This window comes from Shewanella maritima, assembly GCF_004295345.1.
Classification (GTDB): Bacteria; Pseudomonadota; Gammaproteobacteria; order Enterobacterales; family Shewanellaceae; genus Shewanella; species Shewanella maritima.
Window position 1 is genome coordinate 1509293 of the sequence record NZ_CP036200.1, and the last position, 21527, is coordinate 1530819.

At 44.2% G+C, this 21527-nt stretch carries 17 protein-coding genes, 5 tRNA genes and 1 pseudogene; all 23 read right to left on the bottom strand.

Annotated features, from left to right (window positions below):
* Positions 1-38: 38 nt before the first annotated feature.
* Entirely contained in the window at positions 39-1256 is a 1218-nt protein-coding gene (locus tag EXU30_RS06475) for an aspartate aminotransferase family protein (protein ID WP_130598454.1), read from the bottom strand.
* A 539-nt stretch (positions 1257-1795) separates the two neighbouring features.
* Positions 1796-2937 (bottom strand): annotated as a pseudogene (locus EXU30_RS06480) (HDOD domain-containing protein).
* A 98-nt stretch (positions 2938-3035) separates the two neighbouring features.
* Entirely contained in the window at positions 3036-5525 is a 2490-nt protein-coding gene (locus EXU30_RS06485) for a S9 family peptidase (protein WP_130598456.1), read from the bottom strand.
* A 506-nt stretch (positions 5526-6031) separates the two neighbouring features.
* Positions 6032-6604: an anthranilate synthase component II gene (locus EXU30_RS06490; protein ID WP_130598458.1), complete on the bottom strand. Its 573-nt coding sequence runs from the start codon at positions 6602-6604 to the stop codon at positions 6032-6034.
* Positions 6605-6677: 73 nt separating this feature from the next.
* A complete protein-coding gene (locus EXU30_RS06495) occupies positions 6678-7151 on the bottom strand; it encodes a ClpXP protease specificity-enhancing factor (protein ID WP_130598460.1) in 474 nt (157 codons plus the stop codon).
* Positions 7151-7780 carry a stringent starvation protein SspA gene (sspA, locus tag EXU30_RS06500; RefSeq protein WP_130598462.1) on the bottom strand — a complete coding sequence of 210 codons (630 nt, stop codon included), beginning with the start codon at positions 7778-7780 and terminating at the stop codon, positions 7151-7153. The genes EXU30_RS06495 and sspA overlap by 1 nt, the downstream gene beginning before the upstream one ends.
* Before the next feature lie 95 nt (positions 7781-7875).
* The gene (locus EXU30_RS06505) at positions 7876-8619 is read right to left on the bottom strand and encodes a cytochrome c1 (RefSeq protein ID WP_130598464.1); all 744 of its coding nucleotides are present in this window, start codon (positions 8617-8619) and stop codon (positions 7876-7878) included.
* A complete protein-coding gene (locus EXU30_RS06510) occupies positions 8619-9833 on the bottom strand; it encodes a cytochrome b (RefSeq protein WP_130598466.1) in 1215 nt (404 codons plus the stop codon). Before EXU30_RS06510 ends, EXU30_RS06505 begins: the two co-directional genes overlap by 1 nt.
* On the bottom strand, positions 9833-10423 hold the full coding sequence (gene petA / locus EXU30_RS06515; RefSeq protein WP_130598468.1) for a ubiquinol-cytochrome c reductase iron-sulfur subunit: 591 nt from the start codon (positions 10421-10423) through the stop codon (positions 9833-9835). The genes EXU30_RS06510 and petA overlap by 1 nt, the downstream gene beginning before the upstream one ends.
* 702 nt (positions 10424-11125) lie before the next feature.
* Entirely contained in the window at positions 11126-12019 is an 894-nt protein-coding gene (gene hflC, locus EXU30_RS06520) for a protease modulator HflC (RefSeq protein ID WP_130598470.1), read from the bottom strand.
* A 2-nt stretch (positions 12020-12021) separates the two neighbouring features.
* Positions 12022-13179, bottom strand: coding sequence for an FtsH protease activity modulator HflK (hflK, locus tag EXU30_RS06525; protein WP_130598472.1), 1158 nt, complete (start codon positions 13177-13179; stop codon positions 12022-12024).
* 29 nt (positions 13180-13208) lie between these two features.
* A complete protein-coding gene (gene hflX, locus EXU30_RS06530; RefSeq protein ID WP_130598474.1) occupies positions 13209-14516 on the bottom strand; it encodes a ribosome rescue GTPase HflX in 1308 nt (435 codons plus the stop codon).
* 21 nt (positions 14517-14537) lie between these two features.
* The gene (gene hfq, locus EXU30_RS06535) at positions 14538-14801 is read right to left on the bottom strand and encodes an RNA chaperone Hfq (RefSeq protein WP_130598476.1); all 264 of its coding nucleotides are present in this window, start codon (positions 14799-14801) and stop codon (positions 14538-14540) included.
* 78 nt (positions 14802-14879) lie between these two features.
* Positions 14880-15770 (bottom strand): tRNA (adenosine(37)-N6)-dimethylallyltransferase MiaA, encoded by an 891-nt coding sequence (miaA, locus tag EXU30_RS06540; RefSeq protein WP_210147110.1) that lies wholly within the window; start codon positions 15768-15770, stop codon positions 14880-14882.
* A gap of 25 nt (positions 15771-15795) precedes the next feature.
* Positions 15796-17796, bottom strand: coding sequence for a DNA mismatch repair endonuclease MutL (gene mutL, locus EXU30_RS06545; RefSeq protein WP_130598480.1), 2001 nt, complete (start codon positions 17794-17796; stop codon positions 15796-15798).
* A 3-nt stretch (positions 17797-17799) separates the two neighbouring features.
* Positions 17800-19125: an N-acetylmuramoyl-L-alanine amidase gene (locus tag EXU30_RS06550; protein ID WP_130598482.1), complete on the bottom strand. Its 1326-nt coding sequence runs from the start codon at positions 19123-19125 to the stop codon at positions 17800-17802.
* Between the two features lie 2 nt (positions 19126-19127).
* Positions 19128-19586 (bottom strand): tRNA (adenosine(37)-N6)-threonylcarbamoyltransferase complex ATPase subunit type 1 TsaE, encoded by a 459-nt coding sequence (tsaE, locus tag EXU30_RS06555; RefSeq protein WP_130598484.1) that lies wholly within the window; start codon positions 19584-19586, stop codon positions 19128-19130.
* Positions 19587-19743: 157 nt separating this feature from the next.
* Positions 19744-20199, bottom strand: a complete 456-nt coding sequence (locus tag EXU30_RS06560) for a ferritin family protein (protein ID WP_130598486.1) — start codon at positions 20197-20199, stop codon at positions 19744-19746.
* 303 nt (positions 20200-20502) lie between these two features.
* Positions 20503-20578 (bottom strand) — tRNA-Gly (locus tag EXU30_RS06565).
* A 114-nt stretch (positions 20579-20692) separates the two neighbouring features.
* A tRNA-Gly gene (locus EXU30_RS06570) sits at positions 20693-20768 on the bottom strand.
* A gap of 250 nt (positions 20769-21018) precedes the next feature.
* Positions 21019-21094 (bottom strand) — tRNA-Gly (locus EXU30_RS06575).
* A gap of 104 nt (positions 21095-21198) precedes the next feature.
* Positions 21199-21274, bottom strand: a tRNA-Gly gene (locus EXU30_RS06580).
* A 49-nt stretch (positions 21275-21323) separates the two neighbouring features.
* Positions 21324-21399: transfer RNA gene (locus EXU30_RS06585), tRNA-Gly, on the bottom strand.
* Between the last annotated feature and the right edge of the window lie 128 nt (positions 21400-21527).

A 21527-nucleotide genomic window follows, 5' to 3' on the forward strand; every position in this document is an offset into this window, starting at 1 on the left:
AGCACTAAGACAACAAGTTTAAAAACAATAAACTTGTTTTATCCCGCCACGACTTTAGCTACTGCACGTTCAAAACGTGCTAAGCCTTCTTTGATATCAGCTTCTGGGATAACCAGTGAAGGAGTAAAACGAACAACATTTGCACCAGCAACTAGGCTCATTAAGCCTTCAGCTACTGAAGCAACTAGGAAGTCTCGTGCACGGCCGTTGTACTTGTCATTAAGTACTGCTCCAAGTAATAAACCTTTACCGCGCACTTCACTAAATACATCGTACTTAGCATTAATTTCAGCTAGACCGTCGCGGAAGAGTTGCTCACGCTGTTTAACACCAGCAAGTACGTCATCAGTGTTAACCACGTCCATAACCGCATTACCGATAGCACAAGCTAGCGGGTTACCGCCGTATGTAGAACCGTGAGTACCTACTTTAAGGTGCTTAGCCACTTTTTCGGTCGTTAGCATAGCTGCGATTGGGAAACCGCCACCAAGCGCTTTAGCACTAGTTAGGATGTCTGGTACGATTTCAGTCCCCATGTAGGCATACAAGTCACCGGTACGGCCAATACCCGTTTGCACTTCATCGAATATAACCAATGCATTGTGCTTGTCTGCAAGCTCGCGAACCGCTTTTAGGAATTCTGGGTCACCATTAATGATGCCGCCCTCTCCTTGCAGAGGTTCAAGCATAATGGCACAGGTTTTATCAGAGATTGTCGCTTCTAATGCGGCAATGTCATTGAATGGAATGTGAGTAACGCTTTGTGGCTTAGGACCAAAACCGTCTGAATATGCAGCTTGACCACCAACGGTTACCGTAAAGAAGGTGCGACCGTGGAACGCTTTATCAAACGCGATAATTTGATCTTTTTGCTCACCAAAGTTATCTAGCGCGTAACGGCGTGCAAGTTTTAGCGCAGCTTCGTTTGCTTCTGCACCAGAGTTAGCGAAGTATACGCGCTCAGCAAATGTAGAGTTAACTAACTTAGTTGCTAGCTCAAGCGCAGGCTCGTTAGTCATTACGTTAGATAGGTGCCAAAGCTTCTCACCTTGATCTTTCAACGCTGCAACGAGAGATGGATGACAGTGGCCTAAACAATTAACTGCGATACCGCCAGCGAAGTCGACAAACTCTTTGCCTTCCTGATCCCAAACTCGGCTACCTTCACCACGAACAGGGATTACCGCCGCTGGCGCATAATTAGGCACCATGACTTCATCAAATTGGGCTCGAGTTAAGTTCATTTCAACACTCATCGCTTGTTTTCCTTTTTAGTTAACCGGGGCGCTTAGGCCACCTAAGGCGCTATTTTCTTTATTTTATGTTAGTGAAATAGCGTATGCTTGTTTAATTATCTGAACATTATTAGCGAAAATGTGATCAAAATGCCAGTAATCGACAACTAACTAATGAGACGCTGGCCTAAAAAATGAATAAAGATTGGCAATTTGATGCATACGAAGCGCTTAAATGTAGGTTTTATAGAATAAATAGTCACAAAAAAAGTTGTTTCGACATATTTTGTGTAGCTATTCACCAAAAGTGCATAACTACACATTAACTAATGACCTAAATTAGTGCAAATAACTGCATATTGCAGTTATTTTAACCAGCTTTCGCGAGCATGTTGAAGCTATCTGGCATCCTGCTGTCAACGAGTTACTATCTAGAGAACACTATGACTATTATCCAAGAGTACAAACAATAGCAGTAAGGGATTAAGTTAGCCTGAAACCTTAAAATGTCGCAGAAGCTGCAATGTTGCGAAGTAGGAATGTCCGCGTTATTGGTTTTTTTACAATAAATCTAGCTTGCGGAAGTTTTGCGCTTTTAAACGCAAAATTTCTTGCTCTGAGAATTGATAGTAATCAAACATAACTCGCCGCTCTGCGGGCTCTATCATGTTGATTTCACTTAGTAGATAAACTTTGGCAAAGCTACTCGCTTTGGCAACAATCTGCGCCTCTACCGATAAATCACTAAAGTGATAAGCCTCATCGAGCTCTTTGAGAATGTTAGTCAGCGGACTATCTTTAAACTCAAGTAACTCAAGTAATTGCCAGTTTAGTGAATGTCCATGAGTTAACACCTGCTCATAAACCTTTTGCGAGGGGAACTCGGTCGCCATTACGGCATCATAGACTTCTTTATCTCGCTCCTGACTCGCTTCTCTTAACCACCCCCCCAAGTTTTGTCATATATGCTGATACTGTTATTAAGAATGACCGCTGTGCCCATTTGATACATCAAGGCACTACTATAAATCAAGCTAACGTCCTTCTCATGTAACTGAGCAAGCGCTTGGGCAGCGATGGCCGTGACCATGCTATAACGCCACAATTTACGCGTGGTCCACAATAAATTGGCATTACCTGATGGTAACCAATTACGCAAACTAAAATACGGAATCAACAAACGCAGATTCTCAATACCGATATAGTTCAGCACTAACTTTAAATCTGTAACCTGTACATCAGATGTTTTAGGACGACGATGTTTTGAGGCGGGGCTGTTGATCATGGTTACCAGATCGCGAGATAACCAGCTTAGGTTAGCGATTAGCGGACGCATGCGATTAAGGTTTGGATCGCTGGCAAGTATCTGCTCGATTAGCAATATTTGGCTTTCTTCAAGCTTGCTATTTTCAAGCACAAGTTCAGGTGACGCAAGTTGGTGCTCAATGGCATTGTTAACTGTGCTAGTTAGCTGCGCAGAAACTGCTTTGTAGATTTGCTGTGATTTTGCTTGCTGCTCAACTCGCAAGCGTATCGCCTGGCGCTCTATTTCAAGCTTATTGGCGTCGTTTTCAGCTTGTGCATCGAAGCTATCAACTATTGTATTTGCTTTTTGTTTACCAACAATGATCTTTTGATAGTGGCGTTGCTCCACTTCTATCACTTTGCCAGGCTTAACTCCACCTGCTACCGAAATTGCCACTCACTTGTCCTAAATCTAACTACGTAATAATGTCTGCGTTATACACAATATAGCACTAAGGCTTCCCGAAAGAAGCCTTAGCAGTCAGTTGATTTGAGTTATTTCAACTCTTGCTCAAATAGCTTGTAAATACGGCGATATTCGTCCAACCAACTTGAGGCTTGCTTAAACCCATGAGGTTCAACCGGATAAATGGCCGTTTCAAACATTGGCTTTTCCAATTCTATTAAGCGTTGTACTAGGCGCACACTGTCTTGGAAGAACACGTTATCGTCTAATACACCACTCATTATAAGCAGCGGCTTTTGCAAGCCTTCAGCATGTTCAATAGGCGAGCTGCGCTCGTAAGCTATCGGGTCGATATCAGGTGTATTAAGAATATTTGAAGTGTAAGGCGCATTATAATGTGCCCAATCAGTTACCGGGCGCAGCGCCGCACCGGCCTGGAATAACTCAGGCTCATTAAACAAAGCCATGAAGGTTAAGAAACCACCATAAGAGCCACCGTAAGTGCCTACGCGGCTAACATCAACATTGGTGTTGTTGACCATCCAGCTAACACCGTCTTTAAGATCTTCAACCTCTGGGTGGCCCATGTTGCGATAAATCGCTGTGCGCCAGTCGCGGCCGTAACCTTTAGAGCCACGATAATCCATATCCATCACCACGTAACCTTGCTGAGCAAGCAGGTTATGGAACATAAATTCGCGGAAGTAGCCAGAGAAACCATAGTGGGCATTTTGTAAATAACCTGCACCATGGTTAAAAATAACCGCTGGGTACTTGTCTGCCGATTTAGCATCGTAACCTTGTGGTAGGTATACACGAGCGTAAACGTCACCAGCGCCATGGTTTGATGGCACAGCGACCACTTGAGGCTCTTGCCAAGGGTAAGCTTTAAATTCTTTGCTCGCGTATTGAGTCACTTGCTGAATTGTGCCGCCAATAGGTTGCACAAACAGCTCTTCAGGCGTAATAACTGATGACGCGTTTAATAGCAGTTTAGTTTCATCCGGGCTAAGCTGATAATCCAGCGTACCTAGCCAGTCAGTTAGCTTTTCAACTTTACCACCCTGTGTGCTAACACGATAAACGTTGTAGCTACCTGGGTGATCAATGTTAGCTCTGAAGTATAAATGCTTACCGTCTTTAGCAGCGGTGACATTGTCAACCACGAACTTGCCTGAAGTTAACTGGGTTGTTTTACCTTCGCTGTTACGCACGTACAAGTGTGAGTAACCAGATTCTTCAGATAGGTAATAGAAGTCATTAGAATTGGCTAACCAACCATACTGATTGAAGGTATAGTTAACCCAGGCAGTATCGTGCAATCTGTGCTGAGTGTTGAACTTACCCTTTTCTAGATCCACATCAGCAATCCAGCGATCTTTGTTATCAACCGCTTCTAGCATCACCAATAGTTTATTGTCAGTTTCATGCCACTGAATTGCACTTTGACTCCAGGTCCAGTCGCGGATCAGCTGGATTTTTCTTGGCGCTGTTTCACTTTTGTAGGTTTCACCTTGTGCTTTGGCATTTTCAGCTTTGACTTCGGCGAAAACATCTTCATCAAAACCAGTTAATCCTTCGATGGTAATGTCTTTTTTCGTGTGCTCAACTAAGTCAAGTAACACAAAACGGTGACCCGGGAAGTCATCTTCGGCCACGCGAGCTCGGGCAGGCACTGCATCAACATAACCTTCCTGACCTAAATAGTTTGGCATGATGTCATGCTCACTGCGCCAGCTATAGCTATTATCAACTAGCGCGACAAAAGCATAACGGCCATCTGCAGATAGACTCATCTCCACAACAGACTCTTTATCACCTAAATACCAGGTTTTAGATGCAAAAGTCGGGTCTTGCTGCTCAACTTGCGCTTTGTAAGCCTCTTTTGCTTTAGCATGCTCGTGCTTCATCGATACATAGTTGATCAATCTATGTTGCTGTTTGGCTATGTATGAACTTGGATCTTGAACACCTTTTGGTGCTTTAGCCATTTTGATATCAGCAATCTGTTCGATTAAGCCGCTATCTTTATGAATTCGGAAAATGCTGTTACTCATCCAATAGGCTAGATCGCCATTAGCAAGATACTTAACATCGCTAATTGGGCTATTAAGTTTAGTGAGCTGCTTAACACTGCCGTGCTTAAGGTCTTTTACAAACAAGTTGCCTTTGTAAAGGTAAGCTTTTTTACTAGCGTCAGGACTCAATACGCCACGCTTTTGGTCCGCCAAGTGTAATTGGTTAATTGCAATTTTCTCAGCTTTAGCTCCAGAATTTAGCCCTAGCTGGTAAAAATCAGCAATGGGGGCTTGATGAGCCTGGCGCGCAAAATAGATAGATTCGCCATCATCGGACCAATAGGCACCTTTGGCTAAAACGCCCATCCAGTCGGGATTTGCCATAATTTGCTTTAAGGTAAGCGGCTGCTGAGCTTCAGGTGGTGCAACAAGGTTAACTTGTGATTGAGGGGTAGTCTTTTGCGTTACTACCTTTGTTTGCTGCTGACCAGTCGCATTACAACCAACAAGAACTGCTAGAGATAAGGCACTGATAGCGAATTTGCGCGCGATGGGTGTCATGAATCTTCCTTTGTTAAAGGTCATTATTATTCTAATGTGACTATCTACTAAAAGAATCTTTCTACTCAGAATCTCTCTGCTAAACGTACGCTTTCAATTAAGAGTGGCTCATTTTAGTTTCAAACAGACTTTATAACACATCTTACTAACCAAAATCGCTACATTTAGAGGATAAGTTGTAACAGATTTATGTGTTGTACGTGCGGTTTAATGGGAATAACTAGGGCCTGCTGATCTTTGCTAATTAGAGTTTGTTCGAATTAAAAGCACTTTAATCGCGACGCGAGCGATGACGTCTAGTCACCTAAACCTATTGATTTTAGCAATAGGGCTCGCAACAAACTAAGCTCTTTGCTAAGGGCGTAGGTGCTTTTAAACGAACCTTTCAGGCAGCGCTTGTCGTCATTTCTACTGCGTTAACGACTTACCATGTGGGACCACCACACATCAAAGTCGTTGCCTTGTATAAATTTCCAACAAGCTGCTGCAAAAATAATCTTGAAAGATCAACAGGTCCTAAGGAAGTTTGCCAGCAAGTCATGACCTTGCTCGGTAAGAATAGATTCTGGGTGGAACTGCACGCTAAAGATAGGTAAAGACTGATGATGCATCGCCATAATTTCACGACCATGAATTGGGTCGTCAAACCATGCATCTAGCACGAAGTCTGGCGGCACAGCATCAACTAATAGTGAGTGATAACGCGTGACCGACAAAGGCTGCTTGAGCTTGTTAAATAGCCCCTCAGCATTATGGTCAATTAAACTGGTTTTACCATGCATCACTCGCTTTGCGCGAATCACATTTGCCCCGTAAACTTGTGCGATGGCCTGATGGCCAAGACATACACCTAAGATAGGAAGTTTACCGGCAAAATGATGAATTGCATCAAGAGAGATCCCAGCTTCATTTGGACTACAAGGGCCAGGTGAGATAACTAAATGGCTTGGTGCAAGCGACTCAATATAATCAATAGAAACCTCATCGTTACGTTTAACAACGACCTCTTGCCCCAGAGTTTGAAAATACTGAACTAGGTTAAATGTAAAAGAATCATAGTTATCAATGATCAATAACATGAGGTTACCGCGATAAATTTAATGGATATAAAAAAACCAGCCACAAGACTGGTTTTATTGGCTCGCATATAGGCTATTTAACTAAAGTTAAATGACCTTTGCGTCTAGGCTTATCGGCCTGAGTTGTTGCAGGTTTTGCTGGCTCAGCACTGGCTGGCGCTGGCTCATCTTCAACAGCTGTATCTTCAACCGCCGATAGATGCTCAGATTCAGCCTCTGCTGAATAGGCATCTTCTGCATCGAATACTGTGCCGGCGCCGTTTTCACGAGCATAAATGGCAACGATTGATGCTAATGGCAAATAAACCTGTTGCGGCACACCACCAAAGCGAGCGTTAAACTCGACCGCTTCATTGGTCATCTGCAAATTACCCACTGCGCTTGCAGCAATGTTCAATACGATCTGACCGTCTTTAACAAACTGCTGTGGCACTTCTGTACCAGGGACAAATGCATCCACAACCACATGAGGCGTTAAGTGGTTGTCCATCAACCACTCATAATACGCGCGCAACAAATATGGACGATTTGGCGTAATCGCTTTCATTACATGCCCATGCGCATTTCGCGCTCAACTTCAGTCAAAGACGCTTTGAAAGACTCACGCTCGAAAATACGAGTCATGTAAGCATTGATATCTTTAGAAGTACGAGCATCTAGATTGATACCTAGCTCAGGTAAACGCCAAAGTAATGGGCCTAAGTAACAGTCAGCTAGACCGAACTCTTCACTCATAAAGTAAGGCATTTCAGCAAACACAGGTGCTAAAGCAACCAGGCTTTCTGTCAGCTCTTTGCGTGCTTCTTCAACACGGTCACCTTTACGAATGCGGTCTACCAATACATACCAGTCAGTGTCTATGCGGTGCATCATTAGACGCGACTGGCCGCGAGAAACTGGGTACACAGGCATTAATGGCGGGTGCGGGAAGCGCTCGTCCAAGTACTCCATGATGATACGAGATTCGTACAATACCAACTCACGGTCAACCAGCGTTGGCACAGAGTTATATGGATTTACCTCGAGTAAGTCTTCAGGCATCTCACTTGGGTCAACTTGTAAAACATCAACAGTTACCCCTTTCTCAGCCAAAACAATGCGAACTTGGTGGCTATATAAATCATCGGCGCCTGAAAACAGGGTCATGATAGAGCGTTTGTTGGCAGCAACAGCCATTGATACCCTCCAGAATCTAATAAAAACAAAACAAACGAGGGGCAAAGCCCCCCGTTTACAATATGCGGATAATGTATTCTACCTGTTATTGATGGCTAGTGTACATCTTTCCAGTACTCTTTCTTCAATAAATATGCAATCACGAAGAAAACGAATAGGAAACAAAGTACCCAAAAGCCCATCGCTTCACGCTCTAACTTAACAGGGTCAGCTGAATAAACGAGGAAGCCAGTGATGTCACGCACAACCTGGTCGTACTCTTCAGCAGACATTGAACCGCCTTGAGGAGGGGTAATTTCCTTGATCGAAGTTACCTCTACACCATTTACGGTTTTGGTTTCAAATACCGCTGTACCTAGACCTTGAAGGTCTTGCATTACATGTGGCATACCAACCATCGGGAAGACCGTGTTGTTAACACCAAACGGGCGTGATGGATCGGCATAGAAGCCTTTAAGGTACGAGTACACCCAATCTTCACCACGAACGCGAGCAACTAGCGTTAGGTCTGGTGGCGTTGCACCAAACCATTTCGCAGCGTCAGCATCAGGGATAGCATTTTCCATTAGATCGCCAATTTTAGCGTCCGCTGGTAAATACTTAGCCTTCATGTCATCTACTGAAATACCTAAGTCATCAGCCACACGGCCGTAACGTTGATACTGAGTACTATGACAACCAGCACAGTATTGCTGAAAATAACCTAAACCACGCTCTAACGATGCGTTATCAGTTAAGTCAATCGGTTCAGCAGGGCTTTTTACATGTTCGTTGTTGCCGCCAGCCGCTATGGCAAACATAGGTAACAGGGCAACTAATGCGATTATTAACTTTTTCATTAGTGAGTCACCCTTGTTGGCACTGGTTTTGTTTTCTCGTTTTTACTGTAAACCCACAGTGCAACGAAGAACGCAAAATACGTGAAAGTGAAAATACGTGCAGCAATAGTTAGCGTAGGTGTAGCCGGAACAGCACCTAAATAACCAAGCACAAGGAATGAAACAGTAAACTGCGCGATGTTAATCTTATGAATTAGACCACGGTAGCGAATCGACTTAACGCGGCAGCGATCTAACCAAGGTAAGATGAACAGCACACCGATTGCAAGACCCATACCGACTACACCCAGTAGCTTGTGCGGGATCGCACGTAAGATGGCGTAGAAAGGCGTGAAGTACCAAACCGGCGCAATATGCTCAGGCGTCTTCATTGGGTTAGCTGCTTCAAAGTTTGGTTTCTCTAGGAAGTAACCACCACCTTCAGGCATAAAGAACAACACGTAGCAGAAGATGATTAAGAAACCAGCAACACCTAAGATGTCCTTAACTGTGTAGTAAGGGTGGAATGGAATGCCATCGACAGGCCAACCGTTCTCATCTTTGTTTTGCTTAATTTCAACACCGTCTGGGTTGTTAGAGCCCACTTCGTGAAGTGCAATTAAGTGTAAGAATACTAATACGACTAGTACCAATGGCAATGCGATTACGTGTAGTGCAAAGAAGCGGTTAAGCGTCGCTCCAGATACTACGTAGTCACCACGGATCCACAGAGTTAGATCATCACCAATAAATGGAATCGCACCAAACAATGAGATAATTACCTGTGCACCCCAGTATGACATCTGACCCCAAGGCAATAGGTAGCCCATGAAGGCTTCAGCCATTAACACTAGGAAGATAAGCATACCGAATAGCCATAGTAGCTCTCTTGGCTTCTGGTAAGAACCATAGATAAGACCACGGAACATATGCAGATAAATCACCACGAAAAAGGCTGAAGCCCCGGTGGAGTGCATATAACGCAGTAACCAACCGTATTCTACATCACGCATGATGTATTCGATTGAGGCAAAAGCACCTTCAGCTGTAGGTACATAGTTCATTGTTAGCCAAATACCTGTAAGTAGCTGGTTAACTAAAACGAGTAGCGCTAATGAGCCGAAGAAATACCAAAAGTTAAAGTTTTTTGGTGTGGCGTACTGACCAACATGCTTGTTGTAAGTCGCCGTCATAGGGATGCGAGCATCAACCCAATCAATAATGTTCTTAACCATTATGCTTCTCCCTTATCAACACCGATAAGCACGGTATTATCATCTAGGTACTGATGCGGAGGGATCACAAGGTTCAACGGTGCAGGAACACCCTGGAATACACGACCAGCCATATCAAACTTAGAACCGTGACATGGGCAGAAGAAACCTGCAGTTACGCCTTCAACTTGCTCACCAAACGAATCTGGCATGTAAGTAGGCGAACAACCAAGGTGAGTACAAATACCCACAGCAATGAAAAACTCAGGCTTGATAGAGCGAGCTTCATTCTGAGCATATTCAGGTTGCTGTTCTTCTTGTGAGGTAGGGTCTAACAGTTGACCGTCTAAGCTTTTTAGCTCATTCAGAACTGCTTCAGTACGACGTACAACCCAGACTGGCTTTCCGCGCCATTCAACGCGAATTAATTGTCCAGGTTCAACTTTACTAATATTTACTTCAACCGGGGCACCTGCGGCTTTGGCCTTGGCACTAGGATTCCACGACTTAATGAAAGGTACTGCAACTGCTGCAGCACCGGCACCACCTACCACGGCGGTTGCGGCTGTCAAGAATCTGCGACGTCCGGTATCGACTGGCGCATTGCTCATCCACTTATCTCCCAAAGGGTGTTGGAATTTTTATATTTCAATGCTTTTAACATTTAAAATCGATAACTGTTAAAAACATAGTTTGAGGCGATGCTCATTATAACGAAAAATTTGAGACAGATCATAGTTAAAAGATGTAACTAAGTGGAGGAATTAGCCAAATTTTCTATTTTGCGTCACAAATTCGCCACAACCGCAGCTAAACACGGCATATAACAGAGTTTAATGAATTAGATAACATTCAGATAAAGCAAGGTTTTTTATTATTACACTTGTCTCTAATGTATTTAGACATCTAATGATGATTAAAATTGAGTATTTGCAAACTAACTGCAAATCAAACATCACTATTTGGCCTCAAAGCTTAAATTTTATTCAAGACAAGTCACCATTGATGAGAGAGTCGACCTTACACACGAATTAACTGTGTAGCCAACCCAGTACTTTTAATCTCTCTTATGGCGTAAACCATATTGTTTCTAAAGAAGATGGCCTTGTGAAAGAGTCCTGCAAAGGAATCTAGCTTTAGCAGCCGAAACTATAATCTAGCTTGGTGAGCTAGTTATTAACGCTGCCTGTTCTGAAAAGACTAGAAATAGTAAGCAAAGCCTAATAGATGGCAACCACCTATTTAAGCAACTGATTTAAGGCTACAAACAAAAACGCCCAGCTAGGCTGGGCGTTTTTCAAGTTCATAATAGACTAATTAGCGCCTTTCATGTCCTTCATGTACTTAAAGAACTCACTATCTGGTTCCAACACCATAACGTCGCCGCTACCTTTAAAGCTCTCTTTATAAGCTTCAAGGCTACGTAGGAAGCCATAGAACTCAGCATCTTGATTGAATGCATCAGCGTAAATCTTAGCTGATTGCGCGTCACCTTCACCGCGAACAGTGAGAGCTTCACGTTCAGCTTCCGCAATCTTAACCGTCACCTGAGCGTCTATGGTCGCTCGGATAATTTCAGCCTGCTCCTGACCTTGCGCACGGTGCTCACGTGCTACAGCTTGACGCTCGGCACGCATACGCTGATAAATACTGCTACTGACATTTGAAGGTAAGTTGATTTGCTTAACACGTACGTCAACCACCTCAACACCGATGTTCTCAGCACTTTCAGATGCATTAGTTAGCGCATCAATTTGTAACTCATCACGCTTACCAGAAACAATCTCTTTAATGGTGCGACGACCAAACTCTGTACGCAAATCGTTATTGATTTTCGCAAGTAGTAAGCTTTCGGCGTTAGCTTTCACACCACCGTTAGTTGATAAGTAATATCTTTCGTAATCCTTAATGCGCCACTTAACATAAGAGTCAACCATCAAGTCTTTCTTTTCAGACGTAACGAAACGGTCAGCTGCGCCATCTAATGTTTGAATACGTGCGTCAAGGTAACGTGGCTTATCAATCACAGGGATTTTGAAGTGTAAGCCAGGTGCAAATACACGCGTGACTTCTTCACCATCAATGACATCTTTGGCAACTTTACCAAATCGAGACACGATTGCTCGCTCACCTTCATTGACCACCATCAAAGAAGAATAACCGACACCAAGTAAAGCAACTAAAATAATTAATCCAAATCTACCCATGATTAACCTCTCCCTTGACGAGCACGCTCTTCACGCGACATACGGCCAGATTGCGGCGTTGTCGAGTAAGACTGCGGCGCAGTGCTAGAACTAGAGTTAACATGGCGCGGCGGCTGCGACTGTTGCTCTGCTTGGTTACTAGATGAAGACTGCATCATCTTATCAAGTGGTAAATACATTAAGTTGCCGTTATTTTTTGCATCAATTAACACTTTATTAGTGTCAGACATGACTTCTTGCATCGCTTCTAAATAAAGACGCTTACGAGTGACCTCTGGAGCCTGTTGATATTCAGGTAGTAGCTTAGAGAATCGTGCGACCTCACCTTCGGCTTCTAGGATAACGCGCTGTTTGTATGCACTTGCTTGTTGCGCCATACGCTCAACGACACCGCGAGACTTAGGTTCAACTTCACGTGCATATGCTTCAGCTTCACGAATAAAGCGTTGTTCATCCTCTTGCGCAGCAATAGCATCATCAAACGCATCTTTAACTTCTTCCGGTGGACGTGCAGGTAGGAAGTTCACATCTTGAATCGTAAGACCTAACTTATATGGCCCAAGGATACGCTCTAACTCACTCCAAGTATCACGACGAATCGCATCACGACCTGTAGTCAGAATGTCATCCATACGATTGTGACCGATCACGTAGCGCAGAGCACTATCAGTTGCTTCTCGCAAACTGGCATTTGCGTCAACCGCACTGAACAAGTACTCGTATGGATCAGCGACGCTGTACTGAACAACCAGCTCAACTTTCACGACATTTTCATCTGACGTTAACATGCTGCCGCTTGCAGGAATGGTACGGAAGGTTTGCACGTCAACTGGATAAACTTCATCGATAAACGTTGCTTTCCAGTGCAGACCTGGCCCAACTTGACCAATGTACTCACCAAAGCGCAGGTGAACACCTTTCTCTGCTTCTTTGATAGTGTAAAGGCCAGACAAGCCCCACACGAACAAAGCAATAATGGCAATAACAAGAAGACTCGCGCCATTGAAAGGTAAACCCGATGAAGAGTTACCACCTTTGCCACCAAAGCGTTTTGAAAACTTACGAAATACTTCGTCTAAATCTGGTGGCCCTTGATCGTTGCCACCTTTGTTTCCCCAAGGGTCTTTATCACCCTTATTTCCGGGCTCATTCCAAGCCATTTAGCACTCCAATTGGATGAAAAAAGAGTTTAACCATTAACAGCTGTTTCTGACGGGTCAAAAACAAATGTCGCTAATTCGCCTTCACTCTGCTTAACCAGTCGACGCCAATCGCCGTCTTCTACTCTCACAGTTACGATACAATTACCTAGCTCGTCATACTCTTGTGTTTGTATGGCGTCTAGTCGGTAAAATTGGCCAAGATAATGTCCTGCATTTGCAGGGATTTTTACACTAAACTCATGAATAACTTTGCCGATTAAATCGGTGATTGCTTGTAATAGCAAATCAAAGCCTTGGCGCTTTTGCGCAGAAACCCAAACTCGCTCAGGTTTACCTTCGTCGTCATAATCAACTCTCGGCTCAAAATCTTCGAGTAAATCGATTTTATTACAAACGACTAGCTGGGTAATCTCACCTGCGCCAATTTCACTCAGTACATCTTGCACCTGGTCGAAATTATCCGCCATATTGTCATCTGCGCAATCAACGATATGCAGCAGAATTTCAGCTTGTTGGGTCTCTTGCAACGTTGCTTTAAACGCGGCAACTAAGTCATGAGGTAAATGACGAATGAATCCAACTGTGTCAGCAAGAATCACCTCACCGTCAGGCAAGGCTAACTTTCGCAAGGTTGGATCTAACGTCGCAAAAAGCTGATCAGCAGCGTAGACTTCAGACGTCGTCAATGCGTTAAATAGCGTGGATTTCCCCGCGTTGGTATAACCTACTAACGATACTGTTGCTAGCTCACTGCGCTTACGTGAGCGGCGACTCTGCTCACGCTGCTTATCAACTTTTTCAAGGCGGCGATTAATATTCTTGATGCGCCCACGCAATAATCGTCTATCGGTTTCGAGCTGGGTTTCCCCCGGGCCGCGCATACCGATACCACCTTTTTGGCGCTCAAGGTGAGTCCAACCTCTAATCAAGCGAGTCGACATGTGGCGCAATTGCGCTAGCTCCACCTGCAACTTACCTTCATGGGTTCGGGCTCGTTGAGCAAAAATATCTAAAATAAGGGTTGTTCTATCTAAGACTCGGCATTGGCAAATTGCTTCAAGATTACGTTCTTGAGCGGGGCTCAATGCGTGGTTAAAGATAACAACATTTGCTTCCGTTGCAGCGACCATGGCCGCTAGCTCTTCCGTCTTACCTGTGCCTATAAAAAACTTGCGGTCAGGAACACGTCTACTGCCAGTCACAACACCCACTGAGCGAGCACCGGCAGATTCAACTAATAACTGTAATTCAACTATGTCTTCGCGACGTTCTTCGTCGGAAAAGTCGATATGAACAAGTACAGCTGTTTCACCCGCTTCATAACGATCAAACAAAAAGCGTTTTCCTTATTTTACTTACTCAGCACTACCTGCATCATCGCCTGGTGCACCAGCACCTTGATGGTTAGATACATTGAATGGGCGTGCAGGCACGACTGTAGAGATAGCGTGCTTGTAAACCATTTGGCTTACAGTGTTTTTCAAAAGAATGACGAATTGGTCAAATGACTCAACTTGCCCTTGTAACTTGATACCATTAACTAGGTAGATTGAAACTGGTACACGTTCGCGACGCAAAGCGTTCAAAAATGGGTCTTGTAAAGATTGCCCCTTAGCCATTTTTAATTTCCTTTTTATAAAATTATCAATTTATGTTTTATTGTTTAGTTTTAGTATTATACAGCGCACACTATTATGCTAGTGGCATTGACGCATAAGTGTAACTAAATTCCCTTCAGCACCGCTTTCTAACCAATGCAAGTCAGGCCAACCTCTTAGCCATGTTAATTGACGTTTAGCTAATTGCCTAGTTGCAGCGGTTCCTTTTTCGACCATAGTCTTATAGTCGAATTCCCCATCAAGATACTGCCAACACTGGCGGTAACCCACGCAGCGCATTGACGGCATATCTATGTGTAAATCGCCCCGCGCTTTTAACGACTCGACCTCAGCAACAAATCCTTGTTCGAGCATAATGTTAAAACGCTTAGCGATTAATTCATGTAACACTTTTCTATCCGTTGGTGCAATAGCGAATTGCACTACGTCATAAGGTAATGCTGGTGCTTTAGTCTGCGATAACTCGGTTAACGTTTTCCCAGTAATACGATACACCTCTAACGCGCGTGATAAGCGCTGGGGATCATTTGGATGAATTCGCTCACCCGCAACTGGGTCGATATCGCATAACTCTTGATGTAAAGCTTGCCAGCCAATTGACTCAGCTTGCTTGGTAATCTCCGCGCGAATGGCTTCATCAGCGCTTGGCAGCGGAGATAACCCCTCAAGCAAGGTTTTAAAGTACATCATCGTACCACCAACAAGCAGTGGCGTTTTACCCTTCGCTAAGATGCGCTCAATTTCGGCAATAGCATCTTGGCGAAAATCTGCAGCAGAATAGCTTTCTGCTGGGTCTAAAATATCAATCAATGCATGTGGAGCCTGGGCTATTTCGTCTGCGGTGGGCTTAGCCGAGCCGATATCCATACCTTTGTAAATCAACGCTGAGTCAACTGAGATAATCTCACAGTTATGATGTTTGGCTAGTTCAATTGCGAGTGCAGTTTTCCCCGACGCAGTTGGGCCCATAAGAAAAATGACTTTAGGTTGCGGCTTAGTTGTCACTCGTTTGCTCTTTTAACCATTGCTGCCAAGGCATGACCTTAGCTTGTTGCCAAATAACTTGCTGTTGCTGCTCAGAAAGCTCACATAAAGCTTGCCATTGAGACTGTGGGTTGATGTTAGGCACTTGCATATGCTCAACAATCCACTGACTTAACGCCTCATCTGTTGGTGTTTCGACCATAAACCACTGCAACAGTTCAGGAATGATGTTTGCTAAATGTGCTTCCCTTAGATATTGGGGCACTTTTTTGATAATCAACTGCTGATAGCGAATTGTAACCTCAATTGCCATTTTTCTCAGTAGATTATCTTGATCAGCAATCACCTTTAACCAATCGCTATCTGCGGCTACTGAAGTTGGCATCAATAAAGGTTGGCTCACCAACCCTGTTGGTAGCTTTTCAAGTAACTCGTTTTTTGCCAGCGCCTTAGACACCAAGGTGATATCCAGCAGCAACAATTGCTGCCCGACCACTTTCACCCAGTAACGTTCATCGAGTAAATCAGGCATAGGTTGTAAACCTGTATCTATGCCCGCATCGGTTACCACTTCAGGCGTAGATAGTAACTTGGCGTAGCTCTCTACTGCCCTAGGGTTGATATCCTCATTTTGCCCTCGGTAAGGCGATTGGCTGTAGCTAGATTTATCATGTCGCCCAGGATGCCTAGGTTGCCCGCTAACACTGCTGTCTGCATAGTCACTGTTATCAGCATAGCTTGATTGTCTTAAACCAGCCTGAGTCTGCGTATAGCTCTGAGCTGCACCATCCTTGCTCGGAATATGCATTCTGCCGTATTGGCTTTGGCTATTGAAATAACCTGTTTCATGGCTATGTTGGCCGCTATCATTCTGTGGCGACCCGGTTGCTCCACTATGAGTTGCTGCGCTGCTTGGCACAGCTGACACTTGCTCCATGGTGCTTTGCCCAAGCGTTAATCCTGGTACGGATTGACTATCCAGCTTTCTGCTTGAAGGTTGCTGAGTGACAGGCTCCATCGGCATTTGTCCAAGTACAGATTGCAGTGCTTGCAATATGTAATCATGAACATAGCGAGCTTGATGAAAACGTACTTCATGTTTAGCAGGATGAACGTTTACATCGACCTGATGAGGATCAAGATCCAACTTTAAAATGAACGCGGGGGCAACCTGATAACCGTGTTCAGCAAACGCCTGTTTTACAGCATGATTAACTAAACGGTCTCTCACAAGACGCCCATTTACATAGAAGTAATGGGTATCAACTTGCACAGGATCTTGAGGCGACTGAATAAATCCCGACAACTTCAAACCTTCATGCTCACAACTGACTTCTAGCGCCAATTCAGCAAAACTCTTGCCGCTAACCTGCGCAATACGTTGTTGTAACTGGATGTCGGTATTAGCAGGCTTATATTGACGAACACGCTTGCCGTTGTGGGTCAAAACAAAATGAATATCGGTACGCGCCATCGCAATGCGCTTTAGCCACTCATCAATATGAGTAAACTCTGTCTTGTCGCTTTTTAAAAAGCGGCGTCTAGCAGGTGTATTAAAAAATAAATCGGCAACTTCAATCGTAGAGCCTTGTGGATGCGCGGCTGGTACAACTTTTACCGCCATTTGCGAGCCCTCAGCAAAGGCTTGCCAAGCTTCAGTTTGCTCAGCGGTGCGCGAGGTCAAGGTGAGACGAGACACAGAGCTCACACTCGCTAACGCCTCACCGCGAAAACCAAAACTCAAAATAGCTTCAAGATCATCAAGGGTATGTACTTTTGACGTTGCGTGACGAGAAAGTGCGAGATTAAGCTCTTCTTTGGCAATACCGCAGCCATTGTCGCGAATGCGAATTAGCTTACTGCCGCCTTTTTCAATATCAATGTCGACTCTAGTCGCACCAGCATCAAGGCTGTTTTCTACCAGTTCCTTTACGACAGATGCAGGTCGCTCAACCACCTCTCCTGCGGCAATCTGGTTAGCAAGTTGAGGTGGAAGTAATTCAATTGCCATGGTTTACGCTCTTGGGATAACCAGTTTTTGGCCAATACGCAGCATATCTGACTTGAGGTTATTGGCTTTTTTAATACTACTCACACTCACTTGATAACGCTGGGCGATGACAGATAGCGATTCACCACGCTTTACACTGTGTTTGATACTGGTTCGTTTTGCCAACAAAGTACCTGCTGGCGGATGGTTTTGGAAGTATCTCAGCACACCTTTATGAATCGCCTTTGCAACCTTTTCTTGGTGTTTGCCATTGGATAATTTGCGCTCTTCACCAGGGTTAGAAATAAACCCTGTTTCAACCAAAATTGACGGAATATCTGGCGACTTAAGTACCGCAAACGAAGCCGACTCGGGCCTTTTCTTGTGCAAGTGAGTGATTTTATCCAGGTCATGTAATACATCGCCAGCAATCGAGTGACTAATTGCCATCGAGCTGTTCATCGACATATCCAGTAAGGTCATCGCGAGGTACTGCTCCGAGTCAGTATTTTGGATGATCTCACCAGCACCACCAAGTAGCTCAGAGTGTTTTTCAGTTTGCTCTAACCAACGACCAATCTCACTGTTTGCCCGGCGCATAGACAGCACCCACACAGACGCGCCACTTGGTTGCGGCGTGGTAAATGCGTCCGCATGAATGGAGATCAATAAATCAGCTTTACTGGTACGGGCAAGCTCAGAGCGCTTATTCAAGTTAACAAAATAGTCACCTGTTCGCGTCATGACCGCCTGCATACCCGCAGTGCTATTAATCATTCGCTCAAGACGTTTTGAAATATCCAGCACAACTGTTTTTTCATAAACGCCAGATGGACCAATAGAGCCTGGGTCTTCGCCGCCATGGCCTGCATCAATGGCAATAATGACATCACGCTCTGAATCGTTAGCGGATTTTCTTACGGTCTTAGATTGAGAAGGTGCACTCGATGAGTCTTTTAAATCAACAACTAAGCGGTTGCCGTAAGGCGCTGTTGGCGGCAAGGTAAATAGGTTTGATTGCACAGGCTTATGCAAATCAAGTACGAGGCGAAGCGTACCTTTTTTAGGCGGTTTACTTAAGCGTACTCGCTTAATAAGCTTACTGTTGTTGGCAAGCTTAGCCAGATCGACTTTTGTGCCAGTATCCTTAATATCTACAACGAGTCTATAAGGTTCGGTCAGCGGAAAGTGACTATAATTAGGCGCATCTTTAAGGTCGAAAACCACACGCGTATTATCGGGTGCAGCCCAAATTCGCACACTGTCGAGCTTATTGGCACTGTTTGCCGCGCTTGAAAGCAGCAGCACACAGCAGGAAACCAGGTAAATAAACAGCCGATAAATCTTCATTATTATTTTAATTTGCTTACCAATTTTTGCCCGAGCTCGGTTGTAGCCTCGATACTAATTTGCCTTTGTTCACCTTTATAACTGATATAAATTTGTAAGTCAGCCTCTGCGATTAACCCACAACCATTTTCTGGCCACTCAACCAAACAGATACTGTTTGGCGTGAAGTAGTCACGGATCCCCATAAACTCAAGCTCTTCAGGATCGGCTACGCGGTACAAGTCAAAGTGAAAGACATCGATACCCTTAATTTCATAGGACTCTACCAGGGCATAAGTTGGACTTTTGACCGCACCTTGATGACCTAAGTGCTGAATAACCCCGCGGCTAAAGGTCGTCTTACCTGCACCAAGGTCACCATTAAGGTAAACCGTAAGTGGCGGCGTCATTGCACCAGCCATCTGTTTACCTAAAGCCACAGTTGCTGCTTCGTCTTCTAACAAGGTCACAAATTGAGTCATAGATACCGCTTACTAATGCTGATGATTATTAAATAAATTCGAACCGCAGAATATACCAGAAACTCTAGTCATGCTGACATAGCTAGCGTGTAAAAAACTCACAAAAAAGCCAGCATTAGGCGCTGGCTTTGTTCTTAAAACGTCTTGAGGCTAATGATTAAATGTCATCCATGCGAATAGTGCTATGCACTAGGCGCTTTTGCTGCGTTTTAGCGACGCGCACAATATCAAGCAATGCGCTTTTCACTTCATCTGTCGCACTGCTGTTAGCAGTTTTTTCAACCAGCTCAATCAATCGATTTTCTAAGTCCAAATGTAACTCAAGCACTTGATCTTCAGTCATGTTGGCCGGCAGCGATGTTGTCACGCAACGTTTTACAAAATCTTCGAACACTATGTCTTTATACCAAGTGTCTAGAATTCGGCTCGGTGCATCTTCAATATAACTGATTAAGGTGTCATGAATATGCTGCTCGTGTTGCTGAAAGTACTCAAGCATCAGCTTCACTCGTGACGAGTCGGCGTTTCGATGCAATCGACCGTATAGCTTACCCATACTAAGGCGGCAATTTGCTACGTATTCTAAAAGTTCACTTAATTGCTGGATGCGCATAATTCACTCCAAGGCTCAATTATAAATAGGCGTTAGCTAATTATTGTCGAAATTCAGTGAAGTTTATTTGAACAACATCAAACTTTTAAGTGAAAGACTATGGCAGTCACGCTAAGGAGATATGAAGCGAAAAAAGGATACATAAATACAGCTCAAAACCAATACTGCTTTTACTAGAGAGATATGCGAGATAAAGCTCACGTGAAGAAAAGTTGGAACGACCTATGCTTTCGTGAAGAGAGATTCGAACCGATTACCTACATGCCTGATGTCCGGCGTAGTGAAGTTTCTGGGGGGGGAATTTGGAGCGACATATCGGGTTCGAACCGATGACCTAAACCTTGGCAAGGTTTCGCTCTACCAACTGAGCTAATGTCGCTTATCTTTGCTTCTATTATTCACTTGGGCAAGGTTTCGATTTTCCACCTCAAGACCAACTGAGCTAATGTCGCATAATCTGAGCTTCAATGTTTAGACTCTATTGAAAAGAGTTTGGAGCGACATATCGGGTTCGAACCGATGACCTAAACCTTGGCAAGGTTTCGCTCTACCAACTGAGCTAATGTCGCGTTTTTTTGCTTCAATTATTCACTTGGGCAAGGTTTCGATTTTCCACCTCAAGACCAACTGAGCTAATGTCGCGTTTTTTTGCTTCAATTATTCACTTGGGCAAGGTTTCGATTTTCCACCTCAAGACCAACTGAGCTAATGTCGCGTTTTTTTGCTTCAATTATTCACTTGGGCAAGGTTTCGATTTTCCACCTCAAGACCAACTGAGTCAATGTCACATTTCAAATTGTGCCAAATTCAAGGAGAATTTGGAGCGACATATCGGGTTCGAACCGATGACCTAAACCTTGGCAAGGTTTCGCTCTACCAACTGAGCTAATGTCGCGTTTTTTTGCTTCAATTATTCACTTGGGCAAGGTTTCGATTTTCCACCTCAAGACCAACTGAGTTAATGTCGCATTTCAAATTGTGCCAAATTCAAGGAGAATTTGGAGCGACATATCGGGTTCGAACCGATGACCTAAACCTTGGCAAGGTTTCGCTCTACCAACTGAGCTAATGTCGCATATCAATGTTTATACTCTACTGAAAAGAGTTTCAAATCTAAGAAGATTTGGAGCGACATATCGGGTTCGAACCGATGACCTAAACCTTGGCAAGGTTTCGCTCTACCAACTGAGCTAATGTCGCTTATCTTTGCTTCTATTATTCACTTGGGCAAGGTTTAGATTATCCACCTCAAGACCAACTGAGCTAATGTCGCATTCCATTCATCTTTTTATAGGTACTGCGCAAGTGCATTCCCAAAAGACGAGGCC

Excerpts from the sequence above, each read along its gene's own strand:
- EXU30_RS06560 (WP_130598486.1), bottom strand. The coding sequence starts at position 20,199 with ATGCGCATCCAGCAATTAAGTGAACTTTTAGAATACGTAGCAAATTGC.
- mutL (WP_130598480.1), bottom strand. The coding sequence starts at position 17,796 with ATGGCAATTGAATTACTTCCACCTCAACTTGCTAACCAGATTGCCGCA.
- EXU30_RS06485 (WP_130598456.1), bottom strand. The coding sequence starts at position 5,525 with ATGACACCCATCGCGCGCAAATTCGCTATCAGTGCCTTATCTCTAGCA.
- miaA (WP_210147110.1), bottom strand. The coding sequence starts at position 15,770 with ATGGGCCCAACTGCGTCGGGGAAAACTGCACTCGCAATTGAACTAGCC.
- tsaE (WP_130598484.1), bottom strand. The coding sequence starts at position 19,586 with ATGACTCAATTTGTGACCTTGTTAGAAGACGAAGCAGCAACTGTGGCT.
- EXU30_RS06490 (WP_130598458.1), bottom strand. The coding sequence starts at position 6,604 with ATGTTATTGATCATTGATAACTATGATTCTTTTACATTTAACCTAGTT.
- EXU30_RS06475 (WP_130598454.1), bottom strand. The coding sequence starts at position 1,256 with ATGAGTGTTGAAATGAACTTAACTCGAGCCCAATTTGATGAAGTCATG.
- hflK (WP_130598472.1), bottom strand. The coding sequence starts at position 13,179 with ATGGCTTGGAATGAGCCCGGAAATAAGGGTGATAAAGACCCTTGGGGA.
- sspA (WP_130598462.1), bottom strand. The coding sequence starts at position 7,780 with ATGGCTGTTGCTGCCAACAAACGCTCTATCATGACCCTGTTTTCAGGC.
- hflC (WP_130598470.1), bottom strand. The coding sequence starts at position 12,019 with ATGGGTAGATTTGGATTAATTATTTTAGTTGCTTTACTTGGTGTCGGT.
- EXU30_RS06550 (WP_130598482.1), bottom strand. The coding sequence starts at position 19,125 with ATGAAGATTTATCGGCTGTTTATTTACCTGGTTTCCTGCTGTGTGCTG.
- EXU30_RS06505 (WP_130598464.1), bottom strand. The coding sequence starts at position 8,619 with ATGAAAAAGTTAATAATCGCATTAGTTGCCCTGTTACCTATGTTTGCC.
- EXU30_RS06495 (WP_130598460.1), bottom strand. The coding sequence starts at position 7,151 with ATGAAAGCGATTACGCCAAATCGTCCATATTTGTTGCGCGCGTATTAT.
- EXU30_RS06510 (WP_130598466.1), bottom strand. The coding sequence starts at position 9,833 with ATGGTTAAGAACATTATTGATTGGGTTGATGCTCGCATCCCTATGACG.
- hfq (WP_130598476.1), bottom strand. The coding sequence starts at position 14,801 with ATGGCTAAGGGGCAATCTTTACAAGACCCATTTTTGAACGCTTTGCGT.
- petA (WP_130598468.1), bottom strand. The coding sequence starts at position 10,423 with ATGAGCAATGCGCCAGTCGATACCGGACGTCGCAGATTCTTGACAGCC.